Source organism: Desertivirga brevis, from assembly GCF_017355835.1.
On record NZ_JAFEWF010000009.1, the window covers coordinates 114,063 to 135,112 of the forward strand.

Annotated in this window: 17 protein-coding genes; 10 read left to right on the forward strand and 7 right to left on the reverse strand. The window is 40.5% G+C overall.

The window, feature by feature from the left end:
* Window position 1 precedes the first annotated feature (1 nt).
* The gene (locus tag J4N25_RS20040; protein WP_207423584.1) at window positions 2-877 is read right to left on the reverse strand and encodes an AraC family transcriptional regulator; all 876 of its coding nucleotides are present in this window, start codon (window positions 875-877) and stop codon (window positions 2-4) included.
* A 198-nt stretch (window positions 878-1,075) separates the two neighbouring features.
* On the opposite strand from J4N25_RS20040, the gene J4N25_RS20045 reads away from it, so the two are divergent.
* Both J4N25_RS20045 and J4N25_RS20050 read left to right on the forward strand, forming a co-directional pair.
* Complete coding sequence (locus J4N25_RS20045; RefSeq protein ID WP_207423585.1) at window positions 1,076-2,902, forward strand: sodium:solute symporter family protein; 1,827 nt, start codon at window positions 1,076-1,078, stop codon at window positions 2,900-2,902.
* A gap of 45 nt (window positions 2,903-2,947) precedes the next feature.
* Window positions 2,948-4,186, forward strand: a complete 1,239-nt coding sequence (locus J4N25_RS20050) for a glycoside hydrolase family 130 protein (protein WP_207423586.1) — start codon at window positions 2,948-2,950, stop codon at window positions 4,184-4,186.
* 166 nt (window positions 4,187-4,352) lie between these two features.
* Here J4N25_RS20050 and J4N25_RS20055 read toward each other — a convergent pair whose 3' ends face one another.
* Both J4N25_RS20055 and J4N25_RS20060 read right to left on the reverse strand, forming a co-directional pair.
* On the reverse strand, window positions 4,353-5,327 hold the full coding sequence (locus tag J4N25_RS20055) for a DMT family transporter (protein WP_207423587.1): 975 nt from the start codon (window positions 5,325-5,327) through the stop codon (window positions 4,353-4,355).
* Between the two features lie 62 nt (window positions 5,328-5,389).
* Window positions 5,390-6,247: a helix-turn-helix domain-containing protein gene (locus tag J4N25_RS20060; RefSeq protein WP_207423588.1), complete on the reverse strand. Its 858-nt coding sequence runs from the start codon at window positions 6,245-6,247 to the stop codon at window positions 5,390-5,392.
* A 138-nt stretch (window positions 6,248-6,385) separates the two neighbouring features.
* Here J4N25_RS20060 and pflB point away from each other — a divergent pair, with 138 nt between their 5' ends.
* From pflB to adhE, 3 genes are all read left to right on the forward strand, one after another.
* The gene (gene pflB / locus J4N25_RS20065) at window positions 6,386-8,620 is read left to right on the forward strand and encodes a formate C-acetyltransferase (RefSeq protein WP_207423589.1); all 2,235 of its coding nucleotides are present in this window, start codon (window positions 6,386-6,388) and stop codon (window positions 8,618-8,620) included.
* 96 nt (window positions 8,621-8,716) lie between these two features.
* Window positions 8,717-9,502: a pyruvate formate-lyase-activating protein gene (pflA, locus tag J4N25_RS20070; protein WP_207423590.1), complete on the forward strand. Its 786-nt coding sequence runs from the start codon at window positions 8,717-8,719 to the stop codon at window positions 9,500-9,502.
* Between the two features lie 390 nt (window positions 9,503-9,892).
* Window positions 9,893-12,520, forward strand: coding sequence for a bifunctional acetaldehyde-CoA/alcohol dehydrogenase (gene adhE / locus J4N25_RS20075; RefSeq protein WP_207423591.1), 2,628 nt, complete (start codon window positions 9,893-9,895; stop codon window positions 12,518-12,520).
* A gap of 182 nt (window positions 12,521-12,702) precedes the next feature.
* Here adhE and J4N25_RS20080 read toward each other — a convergent pair whose 3' ends face one another.
* Complete coding sequence (locus J4N25_RS20080) at window positions 12,703-13,590, reverse strand: universal stress protein (RefSeq protein ID WP_207423592.1); 888 nt, start codon at window positions 13,588-13,590, stop codon at window positions 12,703-12,705.
* A gap of 263 nt (window positions 13,591-13,853) precedes the next feature.
* Here J4N25_RS20080 and J4N25_RS20085 point away from each other — a divergent pair, with 263 nt between their 5' ends.
* From J4N25_RS20085 to J4N25_RS20105, 5 genes are all read left to right on the forward strand, one after another.
* Window positions 13,854-14,267, forward strand: a complete 414-nt coding sequence (locus J4N25_RS20085; protein ID WP_207423593.1) for a hypothetical protein — start codon at window positions 13,854-13,856, stop codon at window positions 14,265-14,267.
* Between the two features lie 96 nt (window positions 14,268-14,363).
* Window positions 14,364-15,290: a universal stress protein gene (locus J4N25_RS20090; protein WP_207423594.1), complete on the forward strand. Its 927-nt coding sequence runs from the start codon at window positions 14,364-14,366 to the stop codon at window positions 15,288-15,290.
* Between the two features lie 277 nt (window positions 15,291-15,567).
* Complete coding sequence (locus tag J4N25_RS20095; RefSeq protein WP_207423595.1) at window positions 15,568-16,170, forward strand: YceI family protein; 603 nt, start codon at window positions 15,568-15,570, stop codon at window positions 16,168-16,170.
* 36 nt (window positions 16,171-16,206) lie between these two features.
* Window positions 16,207-17,556: a hypothetical protein gene (locus tag J4N25_RS20100; RefSeq protein ID WP_207423596.1), complete on the forward strand. Its 1,350-nt coding sequence runs from the start codon at window positions 16,207-16,209 to the stop codon at window positions 17,554-17,556.
* A 71-nt stretch (window positions 17,557-17,627) separates the two neighbouring features.
* On the forward strand, window positions 17,628-18,233 hold the full coding sequence (locus J4N25_RS20105; protein ID WP_207423597.1) for a YceI family protein: 606 nt from the start codon (window positions 17,628-17,630) through the stop codon (window positions 18,231-18,233).
* Between the two features lie 2 nt (window positions 18,234-18,235).
* On the opposite strand, the gene J4N25_RS20110 is transcribed toward J4N25_RS20105, so the two are convergent.
* From J4N25_RS20110 to gpmI, 3 genes are read right to left on the reverse strand one after another with little or no spacing between them, the layout of a single operon-like run.
* The gene (locus tag J4N25_RS20110) at window positions 18,236-18,877 is read right to left on the reverse strand and encodes a CAP domain-containing protein (protein ID WP_207423598.1); all 642 of its coding nucleotides are present in this window, start codon (window positions 18,875-18,877) and stop codon (window positions 18,236-18,238) included.
* Between the two features lie 51 nt (window positions 18,878-18,928).
* Window positions 18,929-19,465, reverse strand: coding sequence for a hypothetical protein (locus J4N25_RS20115; protein WP_207423599.1), 537 nt, complete (start codon window positions 19,463-19,465; stop codon window positions 18,929-18,931).
* A 3-nt stretch (window positions 19,466-19,468) separates the two neighbouring features.
* Window positions 19,469-20,986, reverse strand: a complete 1,518-nt coding sequence (gene gpmI, locus J4N25_RS20120; RefSeq protein ID WP_207423600.1) for a 2,3-bisphosphoglycerate-independent phosphoglycerate mutase — start codon at window positions 20,984-20,986, stop codon at window positions 19,469-19,471.
* Window positions 20,987-21,050 lie beyond the last annotated feature (64 nt).

Consider the following 21,050-nt stretch of genomic DNA (forward strand, 5'->3'; position numbering starts at 1 on the left):
ATTAAACAAATACCCGTACACCGGAAAAGTTCTCTCTGAATTCTTTCGGTGTACATCCTTTTTTCTTTTTAAACAGTCTGTTGAAGTTTGAGATATTATTAAAACCGCAAAGATAGCAGATCTCGGTGATGGAATGAGTGGTGTCAATTAACATTCTCGAGGCGTGGCCCAGTCTTATTTCGTTCAAACTGCTGATGAAAGTATTCCCTGTTCTTTTTTTGATAAAGCGACTGAAAGACTCTTCGGTCATATTCACCAGCTTAGCAATATCGATCAGGGAAATTTCCTTTTGATAATTCTCATTCATATACTGGAATGCTTTATCCAGGCGCCGGCTGTTATAATTATAGCTCTGGCTGTTTAAAAATGAAGTATCTGAAAGGGCTATAATGTTACGGGAGGTAGAGAGATCATGTAATAAACTGATCAGGTCGAGTACCGAATCAAAACCGCTCCGCTGACTCAATTGCTGTAACCTAGGCAGTACCAGTTGAATAGCTTCCGGTGGAAAACTTACCCCTCTGGCACTCATTTCGAGTAATTTCTTTATAAAACTAAGCTGGTTTCTGGATAAAAATCTATCATCAAACAAGTCCTTATGCCATTGTATAGTGATCTCGGTAATTTCTGTAGTACATTCATGAGTGAACCAGGCATGCGGAATATTCGGACCAACCAATACCAACTCATAATCTCCGATCACATCGATATGTCCTCCAATGATCCTTTTGGCCCCTTTCGCGTTCAGGATCAAGTTTAATTCATATTCATCATGAAAGTGAAGGGGGAAATTGAACTCTTTCTTAACCCTTGAAAAAATGGTAAAACAGTCATTCGGGGTTAAAGGAGTAATTTCCTTGATAATACTCTTGTTCATGCTTGGCGATTTATAACAGGTTAATTAAGTACTATATTTTTATTAGGATAAATTTATTTTAATTGGAATCTACGAGCAAATTTTGCGGGAAATTATATAGGGTTTGGATAAAAAAGTATTAGTACTAAATCCGCTCTTTGCAGACCTTTACGATTGTAAACCTATAAGGAATTTAATACAAACCACGCAGCACACACGATGAAGTTACAAGTCTTAGACATTGCTATTATTTTGTTCTACCTGGTCATGATGGTCATGATCGGATGGTTTTATAAGAATAAAGCCAAACAGAATAAGGAGAGTTACTTGATGGGGGGCAAGAAGCTTCCCTGGTATATGCTTGGTCTGAGCGATGCATCTGATATGTTTGATATCAGCGGAACCATGTGGATGATCTCCCTGTGCTTTGTCTACGGAATGAAAAGTATCTGGATCCCCTGGTTATGGCCCGTCTTCAACCAGGTATTCAATATGATGTTCCTGGCTAAATGGCTAAGACGCTCTAATGCTGATACAGGTGCAGAATGGTTGGCTACACGCTTTGGGACCAGCGGCCGGGGCGTTAAAGCCTCTCATAATATAGTTGTAGCCTTTGCTCTGCTAAGCTGTCTGGGCTTCCTTGCTTATGGCTTCGTAGGACTGGGAAAGTTCATTGAAATTTTCGTTCCCTGGGATCTGGTAAAGGGTTATATCCCATTTGATGTTCCTGCTCAATACGTGGCTCATTTTTATGGAATTGTTTTCACCCTCTTTGCCATGTTCTATTCCATCCTTGGGGGGATGCATAGCATCGTGGTGGGCGACTTTATAAAATATGTGATCATGACCATCGGATGTATCGCTATTGCCATTATCGCAAGTATCCATCTTAACGGAAAAACACTAAACGTACCTGCAGGCTGGGCCGATCCTTTCTTTGGTTGGAAACTCGACCTCGACTGGAGCAAAATAGTGCCCGACGCAGGTAAGAAAATAGAGGAAGACGGCTTCGGCTTATTCGGGATCTTTTTTATGATGATGCTCTTCAAGGGGGTATTCGCAAGTTTAGCTGGACCGCCACCAAGCTATGATATGCAGAAAGTTTTATCTACCAGAAGTCCGAAAGAGGCCTCTAAAATGACTGGCTTCGTATCCATCGTGTTGTTGCCTATCCGTTATTCGATGATCATTGGTTTAACGGTATTAGCCCTGCTGTACTATGATAAATTGAACATAGGCACGCCTGAAGGTACCGATTTTGAAAAGATTTTGCCGGCCGCCATCAACTCCTTTTTACCCGTTGGGGTCCTTGGCCTGGTACTTACAGGTTTATTAGGTGCCTTTATGGGGACTTTCTCCGGAACATTGAATGCAGCTCAGGCTTATATCATAAATGATATCTATCTTAAATATATCAATCCCAGTGCCCCAACTAAAAAGATCATTACCCTGAATTATATAGTAGGAGTTGTGGTGGTGTTTGTAGGGGTAGTCCTTGGTTTCTTCGCGAAAGATGTAAACAGCATCCTGCAATGGATAGTGGGCGCTCTATACGGAGGCTACATCGCTTCCAATATGTTAAAATGGTATTGGTGGAGGTTCAACGCCAACGGATTCTTCTGGGGAATGGCAGCAGGTATCCTGGCAGCACTGATTTTCCCTTTCCTGTTCGAAGGTATTCTGCCGCTTTACGTCTGGCCGCTGCTGTTCCTGATCTCCCTGGGCGGATGTATTGCTGGTACTTACACTGCCCCGCCAAGTGACGAGGCAGTGCTTAAAAAGTTTTATAGCACCGTGAAGCCCTGGGGATTCTGGCAACCCGTACATCAGCTGGTGCTGGCCGACAATCCTTCTTTTCAACCTAACAAGAGATTTAAGCTAGATATGTTCAATGTGGTTCTGGGCATCATCGCTCAGTGCTGCCTAACCATCCTTCCCATGTACCTTGTACTGTCCATGCAGCTACCCCTCATAGTTACCATCCTCATCCTGGTGGTCGTGATCTCTATATTGAAAAGAACCTGGTGGGATAAACTGGAAGATTAATAAATAAGATACAACTCCAACAGGAGGCAATAAAGAATACAAAATATGGAAAAACGTTTTGACGAAAGATTAAGTGAACTAAAACTCAGTTATCTGGACCTGATAAGCCGGAAAAATATAAAGGAGGACCTGGGTAACGGCGTTTATGACAGATACAAGTATCCCGTTTTAACTGCCGCTCATGCTCCTTTAGAATGGCGTTACGACTTGAACCAGGAAACCAATCCTTACCTGATGGAGCGCTTCGGCATTAATGCCACCTTTAACTCAGGTGCGATAAAGTTCAACAACAAATACATTGTTGTTGCCAGGGTAGAAGGATTAGACCGTAAATCATTTTTCGCGGTGGCCGAAAGCGACAACGGAATAGACAACTTCAAGTTTTGGGAATATCCCATAAATATGCCCGAAACGGATAATTCCGATACCAATATCTACGACATGCGCCTGGTACAGCATGAAGATGGATGGATCTACGGGTTATTCTGCACGGAGCGTCGTGATGGTTCAGCTCCCGAAGGCGACCAGTCGGCAGCGGTAGCACAATGTGGTATCGCACGCACGAAGGACCTGGTAATCTGGCAGCGTCTTCCCGACCTTAAAACGCCTTCTCCTCAGCAGCGTAACGTGGTATTACATCCCGAATTCGTTAACGGTAAATACGCTTTTTACACACGTCCCCAGGATAGCTTCATTGAAGCAGGAAAAGGAGGAGGAATAGGTTTCGGGCTAAGCGACTCGATCGAGAACGCAGTGATCTCTGAAGAGACAGTCATCGACCGCAAAGTATACCATACTGTATATGAAGCGAAGAATGGCCTGGGGCCCGCACCTATAAAAACCCCTCAGGGATGGTTGCATCTTGCTCATGGGGTTCGAAATACAGCTGCAGGCTTAAGATATGTACTTTACATGTTCTTGACGAGTTTGGAAGATATCACCAAAGTTACCCATAAGCCGGCCGGGTACTTTATGGCACCAGAAGGAGAGGAGCGCATCGGCGATGTATCAAACGTATTGTTCAGCAATGGGTGGATCGCTGATGAAAATGGAACTGTATATATCTATTACGCGTCGTCAGATACGAGGCAGCATGTTGCAACATCTACGGTGGATCGACTTTTAGATTATGTGATCAATACTCCCGAAGACCAGTTACGTTCCGCTAAATCGGTCGAAACAGTTTACCAGATCATAGACAAGAATAAAAAGCACGGAGATAACGATAATGAGATATTGCAAGGATTGCAGTCGGAGTTATCGATGAAGGGAGCTGCTGAGTAATTATTGAAAGATAGCCTTAATAGGTTCCGTAATGGTTAAAACGGATCATACTTAGGCAGTCAATGAAGAGTATATAAAATAGCCAGCTGTCACTTTAGGCCTTCATGAAATTTGAAGGCCTTCTTCTTTTACTAAAAATGCTCATATGTAAGAATTGAGATCTTTTTCAATTTATTACAGTAACTGGGAGCCTTTTACTATGGCGAAGGGTATTCCAGAAATGGACTGAAATTCCACCTAGAACAATCAGTAGTCCTACTCGGCCATAGAAGCCCGGTAGAGGGGTACCCTTCAAGATCATTTCTCCTACAAGCGTAAAAAGTATTTCAAACACCTGTGTTGCTTCAATAGTGGCCAATGCCACAGGATTTTTCTTCACCATCTGTGTTGCCTGGTAAAATCCGACACCTCCGAGAAATCCCGAAAAGAGCGCCGAGTAGAATGAAGATTCACATTGAGCTATAGGAGGAAGACCTACTTTCAAATAACCGATGGTACTAAGTATAATCAGTAAGGGTAAACAGCCAACACTCATTCCAAGTACTCTTTGCAGGGCATTTAAGTGCAAGCCTTTGTGTTCCAGGTCAACGAGTAATTTCCTGTTTCCAAGGGGCCATACCACCGCTCCAAGTAGTACTATAAAGAAGCTTAGCAGGACGCTGCCAACAGAATGAAGCTGACTCATTTTTTCGAATTGCATAACGAAAACACCAGCAATAATGATCACCGATAGAATCAGGGCACGTCGTGGTATAAGCCTCCTTTCGTCAGCATAGATAAAAGGAGCAAGTAGTATTCCTGCAAGTATGTTGATTTGAAAAGTAGCGGCAACCATCCATCCGGGGGATAATAATGAAGCGATTGCTAAGGAAGTGTATAATACACCAAATCCGATCAGTCCCCACTTTACAAAAATCCAGGGATGCTTTATAAAGGCCTGCACCAGGGGCTTAAGCTGTTTTGCTGCAAATACCACAGCAGCAAGAATGGGGATCAGGAATAGACTTCGCAAGGCTGCCGTCCATGCCCAGTAGCCTCCAGAACCGGCAAGAATGCTATTGATAATAAAGGTGGAAGATAGAAAGAGAGAAGCTACCATTCCCCAGCCTATGGCATTTATTACTTTCTTTTGCTCTGACATGATGTTGGCAAAAGTAGAGGGAATAAAAAGCTAAATCTGGTACATTTCGGGTGTTTTGTGGTTTATATCATTCGGAGTTTTCGAAATTCTGCTGGAGTAAGCTCGGTGTGCTTTTTAAAAAAACGTCCAAAAAAGGCGGGGTCATTGAAGCCGAGGGCATAGCTTATTTCTTTTACAGATCCTGCCGAAGTCTGTAATTGTATCTTGCTTTCAGTTAGTAGACGCTCCTGTAGTAATTCAAAAACAGTTAATCCTGTAGCCATTCGACAGATCTTGTTTAGTTGCTTGATATCAATGGCAAGGCTGGTTGCATAGAATCCGGCCAGATGCTCCTGTTTAAAGTTTGTCTCTATCAATTGTTTGAGCTTATGGAACACAAGCTTGTTGCGAGCTGGTAATTGGGCTTGAGGATGCTGGACTATTTGAGCCCTGTTGGCGTGAAGCAGGAGCAGGGATACATAATGCAGGAGGATATCTACGTCTTGATTTTGAGCAGCGAGTTCAGTCTTTAGCTGTTGGATGATCAGGGAAAAAATAGTTGTGAGGTTGTCATCGATGTCTACAAAAGGACTAAGTGTGTACGAGTCGAGCAGTCCATATTCGTCTTCGTGCTGATGGATGTTCAGGAAGCGTTTAAATAATTCCTCTCCAAACAAAACAAGCCAGCCGTCCCGCTCAAAAGGCTCTATTAGATGCACCTGCCCAGGATGGATAAAGTAAACCCTATTAGGTTTGATGGTGTAATTTTTAAAGTTTATGGAATGGCTGCCGGTTCCCATTGTCACGATCATCATTTCATAATGATCATGACGATGGGGGACAACTGAAAGGCTGTTCAAATCCTTATGCAGCCGGGTTACCCGTAAGTATTCTCCTTCAAGTAACTCCTGAACTGGAAGAGTCGCTTTTTTTGTTTTCATAAAACTAAACCAGGTGCGAAGTTAGATATTAGCCGTAATCGACCACAAAATCCTCAAATCATTTTTAATAGTGATGCGAATCATACTTCTGCTGCCGCATTCCCGCTACTTTTGAATCATAATTAAAAGCAAAACAGTATGAAAACAGATGTCAAAGCAATCCCATTTGTGCCAGGTGATTGGAACACAGCGCTAAATGTATATGATTTTGTTGTTAAAAATATAAAGCCATATACAGGCGATGCATCGTTCCTTGCCGGTCCTTCTCCAAGGACTCAAAGCCTTTGGGATACAGTAAAAGTTGCCTTATTGCAGGAGAGAGCAAATAACGGATGCCTTGCAATTGACACTGAAACAATTTCAACAATGACTGCTTTCCGTCCTGGTTATATCAAAAAAGAGGATGAAGTTATTGTTGGTCTGCAAACAGACAAATTACTAAAAAGAGCAATGAAACCTTTCGGCGGTATCAAATTGGTAGAATCCGCATTGAAGGAAAGAGGGTTAAAACCATCAGACCGTGTATTGGATGTGTTTAACTACGCAAAGAATCACAACGAAGGTGTTTTCAATGCTTATGATGCTGAGATCCGTGCATTCCGTTCTAAGCACGTTTTAACCGGCTTGCCAGATAATTATGCTCGTGGTCGTATTATTGGTGACTTCCGTCGTTTAGCCCTTTATGGTGCTGATCAACTTATTAAGTTTAAGAAAGCAGATTTTGCTAAAGTTGGCGGCGAAATGACTGAACACAAAGTTCGTCTGCGTGAGGAAATTAACACCCAGATCAGTGCCTTAAATGATATGATCAAAATGGCTGCTGAGTATGGTTTTGATGTTAGTCGCCCTGCAGAAAATGCTCGTGAAGCGGTACAGTGGGTCTATTTCGCATACCTGGCTGCGGTAAAAGAGCAAGATGGAGCTGCAATGTCTTTAGGTAATGTTTCTTCATTCCTGGATATATATTTAGAAAGAGATATAGAGAGTGGTTTACTGGATGAGGAAGGAGCACAGGAGTTGATTGACCAGTTCGTAATGAAACTACGTTTGGTACGTCACCTTCGTCCAGGTTCTTACGACGAGATCTTTGGTGGTGATCCAACCTGGGTAACTGAATCAATAGGTGGTATCTTACACGATGGCCGCACTAAGGTAACCCGTACTTCATTCCGTTTCCTTCAAACGTTATACAATTTAGGAGCATCTCCTGAGCCAAACTTAACAGTGCTTTGGTCTGAGCAGCTTCCTGACGGATTCAAGAAATTCTGTGCTCAGGTTTCAATCGATACATCTTCCATTCAGTATGAGAATGACGACTTGATGAGAAGCATAAGGGGTGGAGACGATTACGGAATTGCATGCTGTGTATCTTACCAGGAGATCGGTAAATCAATTCAGCACTTTGGAGCAAGAGCTAATCTTCCAAAAGCCTTATTGATTGCATTGAACGGTGGTCGTGAAGAGCATGATGGAGTAGAAGTGATCAAGAATATACCTCAGGTGCCAGAAGGAGTTTTAGATTATGATATGGTATTGGATGTATTCAAACGTACAATGAGCGAACTTGCCAGAGTGTATGCAAAAGCGATGTTTATCATCCACTACATGCATGATAAATATTACTATGAAAGAGCTCAAATGGCGCTTATCGATACGGATCCCCATATAGATATAGCTTATGGTGCAGCGGGTATCTCAATTATCGCCGACTCTTTATCTGCTATTAAATATGCAAAAGTTACTCCGGTAAGGAATGAGAAAGGATTAACTGTTGACTTCCAGATCGAAGGAGAGTATCCTCAATATGGTAATGATGATGATAGAGTAGATAGCATTGCTCAGGAAGTAACTAAATATTTTATCGCAGAACTTCGTAAGCATGTTGCTTACAAAAATGCAACTCCAACACTTTCATTGCTTACTATCACTTCAAACGTGATGTACGGTACAAACACTGGAGCAACTCCTGATGGCCGTAAGGCAGGTGAAGCTTTCGCTCCAGGTGCAAATCCAATGCACGGTCGTGATTGCAGCGGAGCTATTGCCTCTTTGAACTCTGTGTGTAAGCTAGATTACAATGACGCTCAAGACGGTATCTCTAACACTTTCTCCATGATACCAAAATCTTTGGGAGATAGTAGAGAAGAGCAAGTAAGCAACCTGGTGAATACTTTAGAAGGGTATTTCCTTCAAAATGCTCACCACTTGAATGTAAACGTTCTTAATCGTGAAACACTTATCGATGCTTATGAGCATCCTGAAAACTATCCTCAACTAACGATAAGGGTATCAGGATACGCCGTGAACTTCGTGAGATTATCAAGAGCGCATCAACTAGAAGTAATTACACGTACTTTCCATGAAAGTATGTAAGTAGATAAAGAATCTGTTTTTTTGTCTGTGGTTTGAAGTCAGGCCTTTACCCCGGGCCTGGCTTTTTTTATGCTACTGATAATCGTAAATTGAACAATGAATTATTTCCCACTACAAGATATAGAAGCGGCAAAGTTAAATCTGAATGATCCGGAACATTTAAGGATACATTCATTGGAGACTTTTGGTACCCATGACGGGCCGGGAATAAGAATGGTTGTTTTTGTTCAGGGATGTCAATTTAGATGCCTTTATTGTCAAAATCCTGATTCTATTGATGTACGGGGGGGTACATTGGTAGAAATAGAAGAACTTGTAAAAAGAGCGAAGCGCCAGCGTGCTTATTTTAGAAAGGAAGGCGGCGTTACTGTGTCTGGTGGTGAACCTTTACTTCAACGAACTAAATTACTTACATTCTTTAAACGATTGAAGGAGGAAGGCATCAATACCTGTTTGGACTCTAATGGTCGTCTAAATAACCAGGAAGTACATGACCTGTTGGAATATACCGACATCCTTTTACTCGATGTAAAGCATATTAATGACGACTGGCACCACAAGTTAACCGGGTTGACTAATAAAAACACTCTAGAGCTGGCGAAGTATCGCGAAGAAAGTGGCAGAAAGATGTGGTTACGCTATGTACTTGTTCCTGGCTGGTCTGATCAGGAAGAATATTTGGAGCAATGGGGCCAGCATTTTACCAACTATAGAACTGTTGAACGCGTTGAACTGATTCCGTTTCATCAGTTGGGCAGTCATAAATGGGAACTTCTGGGAATGAAGTATCCGCTTATAGATACTCCTGTGCCTTCTGAGGAATCAAAGCAAAAAGCAAAAAGTATTTTTGATAAATATTTCGATAATGTGATTTTGAAATAGGTCTGCAATACTAATATAGGATGGTTGACTTTAACAGAGGTCAACCATTTTTTCATTTAGAATTCACCACCTGTAACAATTCCAGCTGCGTTCGATAAATTTTTTTGAAGACCAGAAAAAACTAAGCCTACTTATTCCCTCTGTCTTTGAGCTCCTGCCCCTGAAGCTCTTTAGATTAAGGTCGTTCCCCTTCCAAATTTAGAAAGTAGAATTTCTCTGTAAATCCTTGATTCTGTATCAATTTGATAAGTATCATAAACAGCCTTGATGACTATCATTTCCTTAGTGTAATAATTACACCATCTTTACTTGTGAAGAGAGATTTGCATGCAACCGATTTCAATTAATTAAGGAATATATCAGCCTCCAAAGCTGATTAAATTATTAGTCATGAAAACAACAAATACCGAAAAGCTGATCGCCCAGATCGAGAAGATCCGGGAAGCACAAAAGCAGTTCTCAACATTCAACCAGGAGCAGGTTGATGAAATTTTTCGACAAGCAGCTATTGCCGCAAATAATGCTCGAATAGAGTTGGCAAAAATGGCTGTAGCTGAAACTGGAATGGGCCTGGTGGAGGACAAAGTAATCAAAAATCACTTCGCATCAGAGTACATCTACAATCAGTATAAAGACGAAAAGACATGTGGCGTGATAGAGACTGATGAAGCTTTTGGAATCGTAAAGATTGCCGAACCAATTGGCGTTATTGCAGCCGTAGTTCCAACCACCAACCCAACCTCCACTGCTATATTTAAAGCCTTGATCGCTTTAAAGACTCGAAATGGTATTATTTTCTCTCCTCACCCACGTGCAAAAAAATCAACAATTGCAGCGGCAAAAATAGTTTTGGATGCTGCTGTAAAAGCAGGAGCACCAGAAGGTATCATCAGTTGGATTGAAGAGCCTAGTGTAGAACTGTCTCAGATAGTAATGGCCCAGGCTGATTTAATTTTGGCAACAGGTGGTCCTGGAATGGTAAAAGCTGCTTATTCTTCAGGTAAACCAGCAATCGGAGTTGGTGCAGGTAATACCCCTGCAATTATTGATGAGACTGCTCACCTTAAGATGGCTGTAAACTCTGTACTTCTTTCTAAAACTTTCGATAACGGCATGATCTGCGCCTCAGAGCAAAGTGTGATCGTTGTTGACAAAATATACGAAGAAGTGAAACGCGAGTTTTCAGAACGGGGGGCGTATATTCTTAAAAAAGAAGAAACAAGTAAGGTTGGGGCAATCCTTTTAATTAACGGAGTGCTGAATGCGAACATTGTAGGACAGTCTGCATATAAGATTGCCGCGCTGGCTGGAGTTACTGTACCAGAAGATACGAAGGTACTTATCGGAGAAGTTGAATCTGTAGAGCATGAAGAACCATTCTCTCATGAAAAGCTATCTCCGGTACTGGCAATGTATAAAGCCAAAGGTTTCGATGAAGCTCTTGATAAAGCTGTTAAATTGGTTAAAGCCGGAGGATTTGGTCACACTTCAGTTCTTTATACGGATGCAATAAAGAGTCAGGAAAGGATTGAGAAGTTTGGGGCAGCTATGAAAACTGGTCGTACCATCATTAATATGCCGTCTTCACAGGGCGCAATAGGTGATATTTTCAATTTCAAACTATCCCCATCTCTAACCTTAGGTTGCGGAAGTTGGGGCGGAAACTCCGTGTCAGAAAACGTAGGAGTAAAACATTTATTAAACATTAAAAGTGTAGCCAAACGTCGTGAGAATATGCTTTGGTTCCGGATGCCAGAAAAGGTTTATTTTAAATATGGTTGTTTGCCGGTAGCACTGCGCGAGCTGAAAGACCTTGGCAGAAAACGTGCTTTTATTGTTACTGATAAAGTACTTTACAACTTAGGGTTTATTGATCACGTAACGAAAGTGCTTGATGAATTAGGAATAGAGCATACTGTTTATTTCGATGTTGAGCCCGATCCAACCCTATCTTGTGCAAGGAAAGGGGCCGCTGAGATGGCGATTTTTAATCCTGATACCATCATTGCGTTAGGGGGAGGATCTCCTATGGATGCTGCAAAAATAATGTGGGTGCTTTATGAACATCCAACAGAACGATTTGAGGATCTGGCGATGCGTTTTATGGATATACGCAAGCGGGTTTATCGCTTCCCTAAAATGGGCGAGAAGGCTATGTTCGTGGCTGTTCCTACATCAGCAGGAACAGGATCAGAAGTTACTCCGTTCGCTGTTATCACTGATGAAAATACAGATATTAAGTATCCTCTTGCAGATTACGAGTTAACTCCAGACATGGCCATAGTAGATGCAGAGTTAATGATGAATATGCCAAAAGGCTTAACATCTGCTTCTGGTATTGATGCGCTTACGCATGCACTTGAAGCATATGTTTCTGTGTTGGCTTCCGAATTTACTAATGGTTTGGCTCTCGAGGCAATTCGTTTGATCTTCAAGTACCTTCCGGATGCCTATAATGAAGGGACAACAAATATTAAGGCTCGTGAGAAGATGGCTCATGCCTCCTCTATTGCAGGAATGGCCTTTGCAAATGCCTTCCTCGGTATTTGTCACTCACTTGCCCATAAATTAGGAGCTACTCACCACGTACCTCATGGAGTTGCAAATGGAATGCTGATTACAGAAGTAATTCGTTTCAACGCCGTGGATAACCCTCGTAAGCAAGCAGCGTTCCCTCAGTATAAATATCCAAATGCAAAGTGGAGATACGCTGTTATTGCCGACTATCTGAATCTTGGAGGAAATACTGAAGATGAAAAGATTGAGCTTTTGATCAAAGCCATTGACGACCTTAAAGCTAAAGTCGGTATTCCAAAATCCATTAAAGAGTTCGGCGTTTCTGAAGCGAAATTCTATGCTTCGCTAGATAATATGTCTGAACAGGCTTTTGATGACCAATGTACGGGAGCAAATCCTCGTTATCCTTTAATCAGCGAATTAAAGGAGATCTATATAAAAGCTTTTAAAGGGAAAGAAGTAGCACAAGCTCCTAAAGAAAAAAAACTTGAGTTAGCATAAGCTTCATTACAAATAGGTAGACCATAGGCGGCGATCGTTATGATCGTCGCCTTTAATTTCGTTTTATTTCGATAAAACCCATTATTCTCCATTTGATTTAACCCAGTTGTAGGAGGAATAAAAAAAGGCGAAGGAAATTAAAAAATTCCTCCGCCTTTTTTTATTTAAGCAGTCGTTAAATTCTAAGCTGACATTTCTTTCATATCAAGCTTAGATTGTGCTTCACTTGTTTCCGTACCTTCTTTTTGATAGTTTACAGGCTTAAGTACAAGGATGGGAAAGCTTGCATATTGGACGAGTTGACTAACAGCACACGGCTTTAGGATGATATCTAAAAAGTCAGGAGTTTTCAAAATGACCACCACCAGCTCAATATCATTAGTAAGGGCAAAGTTAATTGTACTTTCGGCAGCGTTCTCTCCCTGAACAAAAGAGAGACCAGGCTCTATGGAGTCAAGTAGTTGATATAGGGCTTTTAAATGTTTAACTGCTTTTGGATCGAATTCTTCTGTGTCGTTTTGATAATAAATAGAAGAGATCTTGGCATGCAATAAATGTATGAAATTTTGGTTCTCCCGTAGGGATATGGAAGCGGTATCATGTAGTTCACAAGCAAATACAGCTTTATAAAGAATCTGGAATTCCGAATCAGGAGGAACGATCAATAATGGAATTTCGGAGATATGTGCAATGCAGTGGGTGTTGCTTCCGATGAAGTCCGTTTCGTCAGAGTTGCCCTTGCTACCTAAAACGATCAGTCCAACCTCTTTCTCATCGCTAATTCTTTTTATCGTATTCTTTAGGCATCCTTCATCTGTTCTAATTTCAATGCCTGTTGTTTTGCTTGCAAATAATTCCAGAAGTCCTTTCATGTCATTTAAGCGCTCAAGAGCTTTAATCCAGGGATCCTGAATTTCTGAAGCATAGGGAGGAGCAGAATCCTGGCAATTATTAAAAGAATGAAGTAATATCACTTTTGCCTCTGGCAACTTGTTTGCCAGGTTGATCGCATATTTTGCTGCGTTATACGCAGTATATGAGAAATCGGTAAGAACTAGAATTGAATCCATAGCTATGTTTCGATTAAATGTCATTACCAAATTTCCTTAAAAAAAGCTGAGATAAAATGACTGTTGTCATAGTGGGTTATGACTTTCGGATATGTATATTCTTACCTCGATCTGCTTATTCAGAGTGGATGATAATGGTCTTTCTCAATGTACATTAAACGAGGTTTACTGAAGCTGGTTTGATTAAGATCACTATTGGTTGGGTTGTAAGTCATTCAATAAGAGAATTATGCAGTTTAGATTTGTATAATAAAGAAGTACTTATGACTACTACCATCGAAGATAAAGAACTGAATAGAGAATTAATGGAGCTAACCCTTATTGGAAAGAATTGGCTTTCTGAGTTAGACCTCCTTGAAAAGGATATCCAGGATTTAAGAAGGAGCTATGTTAAGTGTCTTTCCCGTTCGAGTGAGGCCGATAACTACAAAGGAGCGGATGAGGTATTATTCCTCTTTGAAAGGGTCTCGGCTATTTTGGATGCGGTACGGATCGATGCCCAGTCCTACCTTGCATTTATTGCCACACTTATTGAACAGCCCGACACATTATATGATTTAAGTCTTGTGGAAAATCATTTTAGGATAGAAGTTAAGCTTAAAGATCTTTTAAGAGCTTTTAATGCAGTAAAGCAAATGGCAGGGAAGATAAATACCATTAATAGCGATTGTGATTAAAGGACTGAGAGCTTGAAAACAATCACAGTTTAGAGTGATCGAAATCATTCAAAGGTTTATTTTTTTATCTCACTTTTACAATTAAGCAGAACGGATATGAATACCATCCTCGTAGTAACAGACTTCACCATTCGTGCTCAGCAAGCTGCAGAGTTTGCGTTACAGATTGCTATTAAAACTGAAGCCGATCTGGTATTGTGTCATGCAATAGAAATAGTGGATGATGAGGATGAGGCAGAAAAGCTTTCCTGGCCAATAGCAGATAATATAGCATTGAAACAGGATAGTTTGATGGACTTACGTGATCTGAGCAAGCACTTAAAGAAGCTCGCGATAGAAGAAGTAACGTCTTACCAGCCTGCAATTACCTGTGTAAGCGAATTCGGCAAGTTGGCTCCAGTAACAGCGAATCTGGTAAAGGAAAAAAACGTGGATCTGGTAGTAATGGGAGCTCATAAGTCCACAGGTTTTAACCGTTTCCTTATGGGAAGTCATACACACGAGATTCTGGATAAGGTTAATTGCCCAGTACTTTTGTTGCCCGAGGGCTTGAATATGACTCAACTTAGTACGATCACTTATGCCACTGATTTAACGTTCAGTGATACTTTGGTGATCAGTTATCTTGCAAAAATTGCTTCGGCTTTCAATGCAGAAATTTTAGTAAGTCATATTTCACCAAAAGGTTTTGAAGGCCTTAATTCTGGCAAAGTTTTGTTAAGAACACTTAAAGAGTTGCATCCGGAGGGCAAGCCGCAAATCTCTTACATTAATATTAAAGGAGACAATGTAGTTAAATGTCTTACACAGTTGACAACTTCAAGTCGCCCTGGTCTATTAACGCTAGTGCATAAAAGGTATGGGTTTCTCCAAGGATTGTTCCATTCTAGTATTAGTAAAAAATTGGCAGATACAGCAAAAATGCCGCTGTTGGTTATGCCCTATTCATTTAGTATAAATGTAACAGACCTTACAAATGAGTTGATTGAAAGGTATAGTTACAATACAGATGAATTAAGATAAGCTTTTCCCTTCAATACATATTTCTCAAAGTCACCAGCTAGAAGCAGTTCGGATCCCCTCCGGTACTGCTTCTTTTTTTTAAATGGACTAAGGTCTTCAATTTTATTGATCAAGGTTGGCTATCCATCTGACGGCGGTAAACTTAAATGTCACAATTATTTTTATTTAATGCGTAAGATCACATTTTTTGAAAAGTAGCATCATTCTAAAGCCCCTATTATCCCCATACTTTTGGAGTATAGAAACAAGCGCAGGTTTCCACAAAAAAACAATAGGTATGAAAGTTTCAAAATTAAACACCGACAAAATCCAAAGATATTCAGTAAGAATTTTTACACTGATTTTAGCTCTTGGTCTAAATGGGTTACTTCAAAATGCACAAGCACAAACAGCATTTAAAGCAGTAGCCGGTTCTCAAATTAAAGTAAACGGTACCTCTAATCTACACGATTGGACAATGGCCGCCAGTGCTTTCAATTGTACAGCTAGCGCTACAGTAAAAGGGGATCAACTTCAGGACATTACCGCTTTAAGCTTTGTTCTTCCGGTAACTAATTTAAAAGCGAAGGAAGACTTAATGAATACCAGGGCATATAAAGCTCTTAACCAGGAGAAATACAATCAAATTATCTTCAAACTTACAGACGCTGTAGTGAGCGGAAAAACCGTAAAAGCCACCGGTAATTTAACAATTTCTGGTGTGACCAACCCGGTAACACTACAAGCAAACTATGTAGTAAATGGCGACGAAGTAGTATTTAAAGGTTCGAAAGCCATCAAGATGAGTGATTTTAAACTTAAGGCTCCAAGCTTCATGATGGGAGCATTGAAAACTGGCGATGAAGTAACTATTGACATCGCACTTAAACTCAAAAACTAATAATAACAGAATAAGACAACATAAATTTTTTCAGATATGAGAACTCAATTAACCAGCATTATTAAAACCGCAACTACTGCACTTTTACTATCAAGTCCAGTATTATTAAATGCTCAAACTAAAGTTGCAAATCTACGTCCCTATGATAAAACTGGTATAAATGTTTTCGAAGCACCAAAAGATACTAATGCTGTATTTGAGGATTTGAAAGTGAAAGTTGGAGCAGGTTTTACCCAGTCTTTTCAGAACTTGAAACACGAGAACTCTGCTAAATACGGTACAGCAAATAGTTTATATAAACTTAGTCCTGGCTTTAATACAGCTAGCGCTAACTTATACCTCGACGCTCAATTAGCCGATGGTATCAGATTAAATCTTACTAGTTATTTATCTGCGCGCCACCACAACGAAACATGGGTAAAAGGAGGATATATTCAATTTGATAAGCTTCCATTTAAAGGTAAGATCTGGGATGATATAATGAAAGTCACTACTATTAAAGTAGGACATATGGAAATCAACTACGGCGACCAGCATTTTCGTAGAACGGATGGAGGCCATGCTCTTTACAATCCATTCGTTGAGAACTATATCATGGATGCATTTACTACAGAAATCGGAGGTGAAGTTTTGGTACGCAAAAACAGCTTCTTTGGACAGCTTGGAGTTTCTAACGGCATGATCAAAGGAAATGTTGACAGTCTGATAGCTACTCCTCAGGATGCTAATATTCATAAATCTCCAGCTGTATACTTAAAAGGAGGTTTCGATAAACAGTTAAATGATGCATTAAGGGTTCGTGTGTCAGCTTCTTATTACACTAATAAAAGTTCTGGTGGGCAGACTCTATATGCTGGCGATCGCACAGGATCAAACTATTACATGATCATGGAAAAAGAAATTGCTACTCCAGCAACAGCAACAGCTGCAGCAGTAAGATCTTCTTCTACCGCTCAATTTACTTCTGGACGCTTTAATCCTGGTTTTTCTAAGCAAGTTGACGCCCTTATGTTGAATGGCTTTGTGAAAGCAAAAGGTTTAGAAGTATTCGGAACTTACGAAAGAGCAAAAGGAAGAACTAAAACAGAAGTTGAAGGAAGAGATGCTACTCAATACGCAATTGAAGGAGTTTACAGATTTGGTGCAAATGAAAACTTGTTCCTTGGCGCCCGCTATAATGCAGTTAAGTCTGAAATCTTAGTAGGAACTTCTGCTCAGGATGTGAAAATTGATCGTACCTCAATTGGAGCTGGATGGTTTGTTACTAAAACAATCCTGTTAAAAGGAGAGTATGTTACACAACAGTACAAAGACTTCGCAATAAATGACTACAGAAACGGTGGTAAATTTGATGGATACGTTATCCAGGCTATCGTAGGATTTTAAAATACTAAACAGAAGAAGAGCAGGTTGTGAACAACAACCTGCTTTTTTTATCATTTAAAAAGGGGGTGATCATGTTCCCATTACGCAATTTGTTATTTCTTCTGGTGATTGTACTTCCTTCTTTTAGTTGGAATACCAATAATCTGCAGGTAACTAAATGGGTTATCATGAAAGGAGGTTCATTAAGAGTTGATGGAAGCACTAATATTAATAAATTTAATTGTGAAATTGCTAACTACTCCAACCCTGACACCATTAAAATTTCTAAAAATCCTGAACGAAGTTCAATAAACATTGCCGGGGATGTAAAGCTAAACGTTCAAAACTTTGATTGCCATAATCCCGTTATGACTGCCGACCTTCGTAAAACTTTGAAGGCAAAACAATATCCTAATCTTGTTATTCGATTTTTAAGTCTTAATAAATATCCCAATCTTTCCAGCAAGCAGGATTATGTGAAAGGTTTGGTTAGTATTGAACTAGCGGGTGTTACACGCCGTTTTGAGGTAGATTATAAGTTCCTTTCCAGTCGTGAAGATGTCCTCGATCTTATCGGAACCCGCAAAATAAATTTCACCGACTTCAATATTACCCCACCCAGGAAAATAGGAGGGATGATTCAAACAGATAATGAGCTAAGTGTGATGTTCGCACTGAGAGTTAAAGTTATAGACTAGTTCTATAGCCAACCTTTTTTCCTTTGAAAAGGATTCCTCGCTCCAAAATCTTGTACCCAGTAGTGATTAACCAATGCTATCCCAACTTCCTTAAAATTAGGGTTCATAAGATTTCTGCAATGACCTTCACTACCGATCCAGCCCTTCATAACTTCTCGTATTGATCGCTGTCCTAAGGCAATATTTTCACCTATAAAAAAGCTTTTAAATCCCTCATATGTGTAGCCAACAGCAAATACACGATCTTTAAGCTTGCTGCCGTTCTTGCTTACATGGTCAAAATATTTGTTACGGTTCATATCCTGCGCATGACCCAGCGCCGCTAATTCGAGTTGATCATTCCAGATAAGCGGAGCAACTGGAGGCATGTACTCGCTGCCACAATTACAGCCCTCTGCTCTTAACTTATTTATTCGAGACAGGAATTCTTGCTTGAAGTCTTCGGAGGCAATCGACCTGTTTTTCCCAGAACCATTATTAGACTTTTTAGGGCCAGTAAGAATTTCTGAGCTCCTTTTATCCTCCGTTTTGGCGTTTCTGATCGGGGAGGTTTTAGCCTTTACCGGAGTTTTTACAGCCGGTCCGGCAACAGAACATGAAGTTGTAACCAGAATTGATAATAAACTTATCAGGAAATATCTCATAATCGCACTAAATCAGATTATGAACGTAAGACACAAAAATATATTGGAGGTTTATTTATTTTTTAATGATCCTGTTATTTTATAATTATTATCACCCAGAATCAGGACCGTCTGTGATTTTTGAATCTCATAAAGTGAGTCAGGGTAGTAATGAAGTTCTTCTGTAGTAGAATACAACATGTTGTTCACTTCGTTTTGAATGTAGATGTGCTTTGCTTTTCCATCTGCCTTTTTTTCGATTCTTATTTTCCTTGTACGAAGTTTGGCATCCAGGGCCTTGTATTCAGTGCTGTAAGGGGTGGTAGAAACTTTGTAACTTTTATCCCAGGCAGGCTTGTTGATGTCGGAATTACTGAAAAGCTCGAGTTCCGTTTTCCAGTTGATATTAGTTATGTTTTTTTGCTCTGTTTTCCCATTTTGAATGACTGTTTTAAGCACAGTAGCGCCTTCATTGTGCAAGCTCGCTGCCTCAGAAGAAAAAAAGCCACTGATGTCAAAATAACTTTTGACACCAGAAGCTTCCTGTTTATTAGAGCAGCCTGCAATCAGTAAAAGCAGGCTTACCTTATGTAGTGAACTTAACCTCATTCCTTAAACAAGCACATCGCCTGTCATTTTCTCAGGTATTGGTACATTTAATATCTGAAGAACTGTAGGAGCAATGTCTCCCAGTTTTCCGTTATTGAGATGCTTGTAGTCTTTGTCTATTAATATACAAGGTACAAGATTGGTTGTGTGAGCAGTATTTGGAGATCCATCCTCATTCACCATGTAGTCTGCATTACCATGATCGGCAAGCACGATAAAGGAGTAGCCAAGATGAAGACCGGTTTCAACTACTTTCTGCAAACATGAGTCAACAGTTTCTACCGCCTTAACTACCGCTTCGAATACTCCGGTATGTCCAACCATGTCGGGATTTGCAAAGTTTAAGCAAACGAAGTCTGGTTTACCCTCGGCAAGCTCTTTACATATAGCATCTCTGATTCCTTCAGCGCTCATTTCTGGTTGAAGATCATAGGTTGCTACTTTTGGCGATGGAACTAAAAGACGTTTTTCTCCGACGAATTCTTTTTCACGGCCTCCTGAGAAGAAGAAGGTTACGTGAGGATACTTTTCAGTTTCGGCAATACGTACCTGAGTTTTTCCATGCTTCTCCAAAACTTCTCCTAAAGTTTCAGTAAGATCGTCTTTTCTAAATACTACTTTAACTCCCTTAAACGACTCATCATACGTGGTCATAGTTACATAGTGTAACTGAAGTGGAGTCATTTGCTGTTCAGGGAATTCTTTCTGAGTAAGAGCAACCGTAATTTCACGGCCACGGTCTGTACGGAAGTTGAAGCAAATTACCACATCGCCGTTTTCAATCCTAGCTACGGGTTGGCCATCTTCACCTACTTTTACCACAGGCTTGATAAATTCATCTGTTACACCCTCTGCATACGAAGCATCGATGGAGGCGATCAGATCTGTTGAAGCAGTACCTGTTCCATTAACCATCAGATCGTAAGCTAATTTTACCCTTTCCCAACGGTTATCTCTATCCATTGCATAATACCGGCCAATCAAAGATGCTATTTCTGCGTTACCATGTATCTGATTCTGAAGATCCGTTACGAATCCTTTTCCTGAATTTGGATCGGTATCTCGGCCATCAAGGAATGCATGGATGAATACATTTCCAACCTGGTGAGCCTTTGCAGCGTCAACAAGACCGTTAATGTGTTTTATATGAGAATGAACGCCTCCGTTAGATACAAGGCCAATAAGATGTACTTTTTTATTTTCTGCTTTAGCGTATTCAAACGCCTCTGATAAAGTTGGATTGGAAACTAATTCACCATCGTCAACCGCTTTGTGAATTCGCCCCAGCTCCTGGTACACTACCCGGCCTGCGCCTAGGTTCATGTGACCAACTTCTGAATTACCCATTTGTCCTTCAGGTAAACCTACAGCCATTCCCGAAGCTTCAAGCTTAGAATTGGGATATGTGTTTATAAGGCTGTGAAAGAAAGGGGTTTTTGCGTTTTCAATTGCGTTTGATCTATCGGCTTTGCCGTAACCCCATCCGTCTAAAATGATGAGTGCTAATTTTTTATTTTCCACGATAGCAAATATACATTTGAATTACTGCGATGCAAAATGATAAAGATCATTAGGATTTCGATTG

Coding starts and splice junctions, on each gene's coding strand:
- J4N25_RS20040 (WP_207423584.1), bottom strand. CDS start 877: ATGAACAAGAGTATTATCAAGGAAATTACTCCTTTAACCCCGAATGAC.
- J4N25_RS20045 (WP_207423585.1), top strand. CDS start 1,076: ATGAAGTTACAAGTCTTAGACATTGCTATTATTTTGTTCTACCTGGTC.
- J4N25_RS20050 (WP_207423586.1), top strand. CDS start 2,948: ATGGAAAAACGTTTTGACGAAAGATTAAGTGAACTAAAACTCAGTTAT.
- J4N25_RS20055 (WP_207423587.1), bottom strand. CDS start 5,327: ATGTCAGAGCAAAAGAAAGTAATAAATGCCATAGGCTGGGGAATGGTA.
- J4N25_RS20060 (WP_207423588.1), bottom strand. CDS start 6,247: ATGAAAACAAAAAAAGCGACTCTTCCAGTTCAGGAGTTACTTGAAGGA.
- pflB (WP_207423589.1), top strand. CDS start 6,386: ATGAAAACAGATGTCAAAGCAATCCCATTTGTGCCAGGTGATTGGAAC.
- pflA (WP_207423590.1), top strand. CDS start 8,717: ATGAATTATTTCCCACTACAAGATATAGAAGCGGCAAAGTTAAATCTG.
- adhE (WP_207423591.1), top strand. CDS start 9,893: ATGAAAACAACAAATACCGAAAAGCTGATCGCCCAGATCGAGAAGATC.
- J4N25_RS20080 (WP_207423592.1), bottom strand. CDS start 13,590: ATGGATTCAATTCTAGTTCTTACCGATTTCTCATATACTGCGTATAAC.
- J4N25_RS20085 (WP_207423593.1), top strand. CDS start 13,854: ATGACTACTACCATCGAAGATAAAGAACTGAATAGAGAATTAATGGAG.
- J4N25_RS20090 (WP_207423594.1), top strand. CDS start 14,364: ATGAATACCATCCTCGTAGTAACAGACTTCACCATTCGTGCTCAGCAA.
- J4N25_RS20095 (WP_207423595.1), top strand. CDS start 15,568: ATGAAAGTTTCAAAATTAAACACCGACAAAATCCAAAGATATTCAGTA.
- J4N25_RS20100 (WP_207423596.1), top strand. CDS start 16,207: ATGAGAACTCAATTAACCAGCATTATTAAAACCGCAACTACTGCACTT.
- J4N25_RS20105 (WP_207423597.1), top strand. CDS start 17,628: ATGTTCCCATTACGCAATTTGTTATTTCTTCTGGTGATTGTACTTCCT.
- J4N25_RS20110 (WP_207423598.1), bottom strand. CDS start 18,877: ATGAGATATTTCCTGATAAGTTTATTATCAATTCTGGTTACAACTTCA.
- J4N25_RS20115 (WP_207423599.1), bottom strand. CDS start 19,465: ATGAGGTTAAGTTCACTACATAAGGTAAGCCTGCTTTTACTGATTGCA.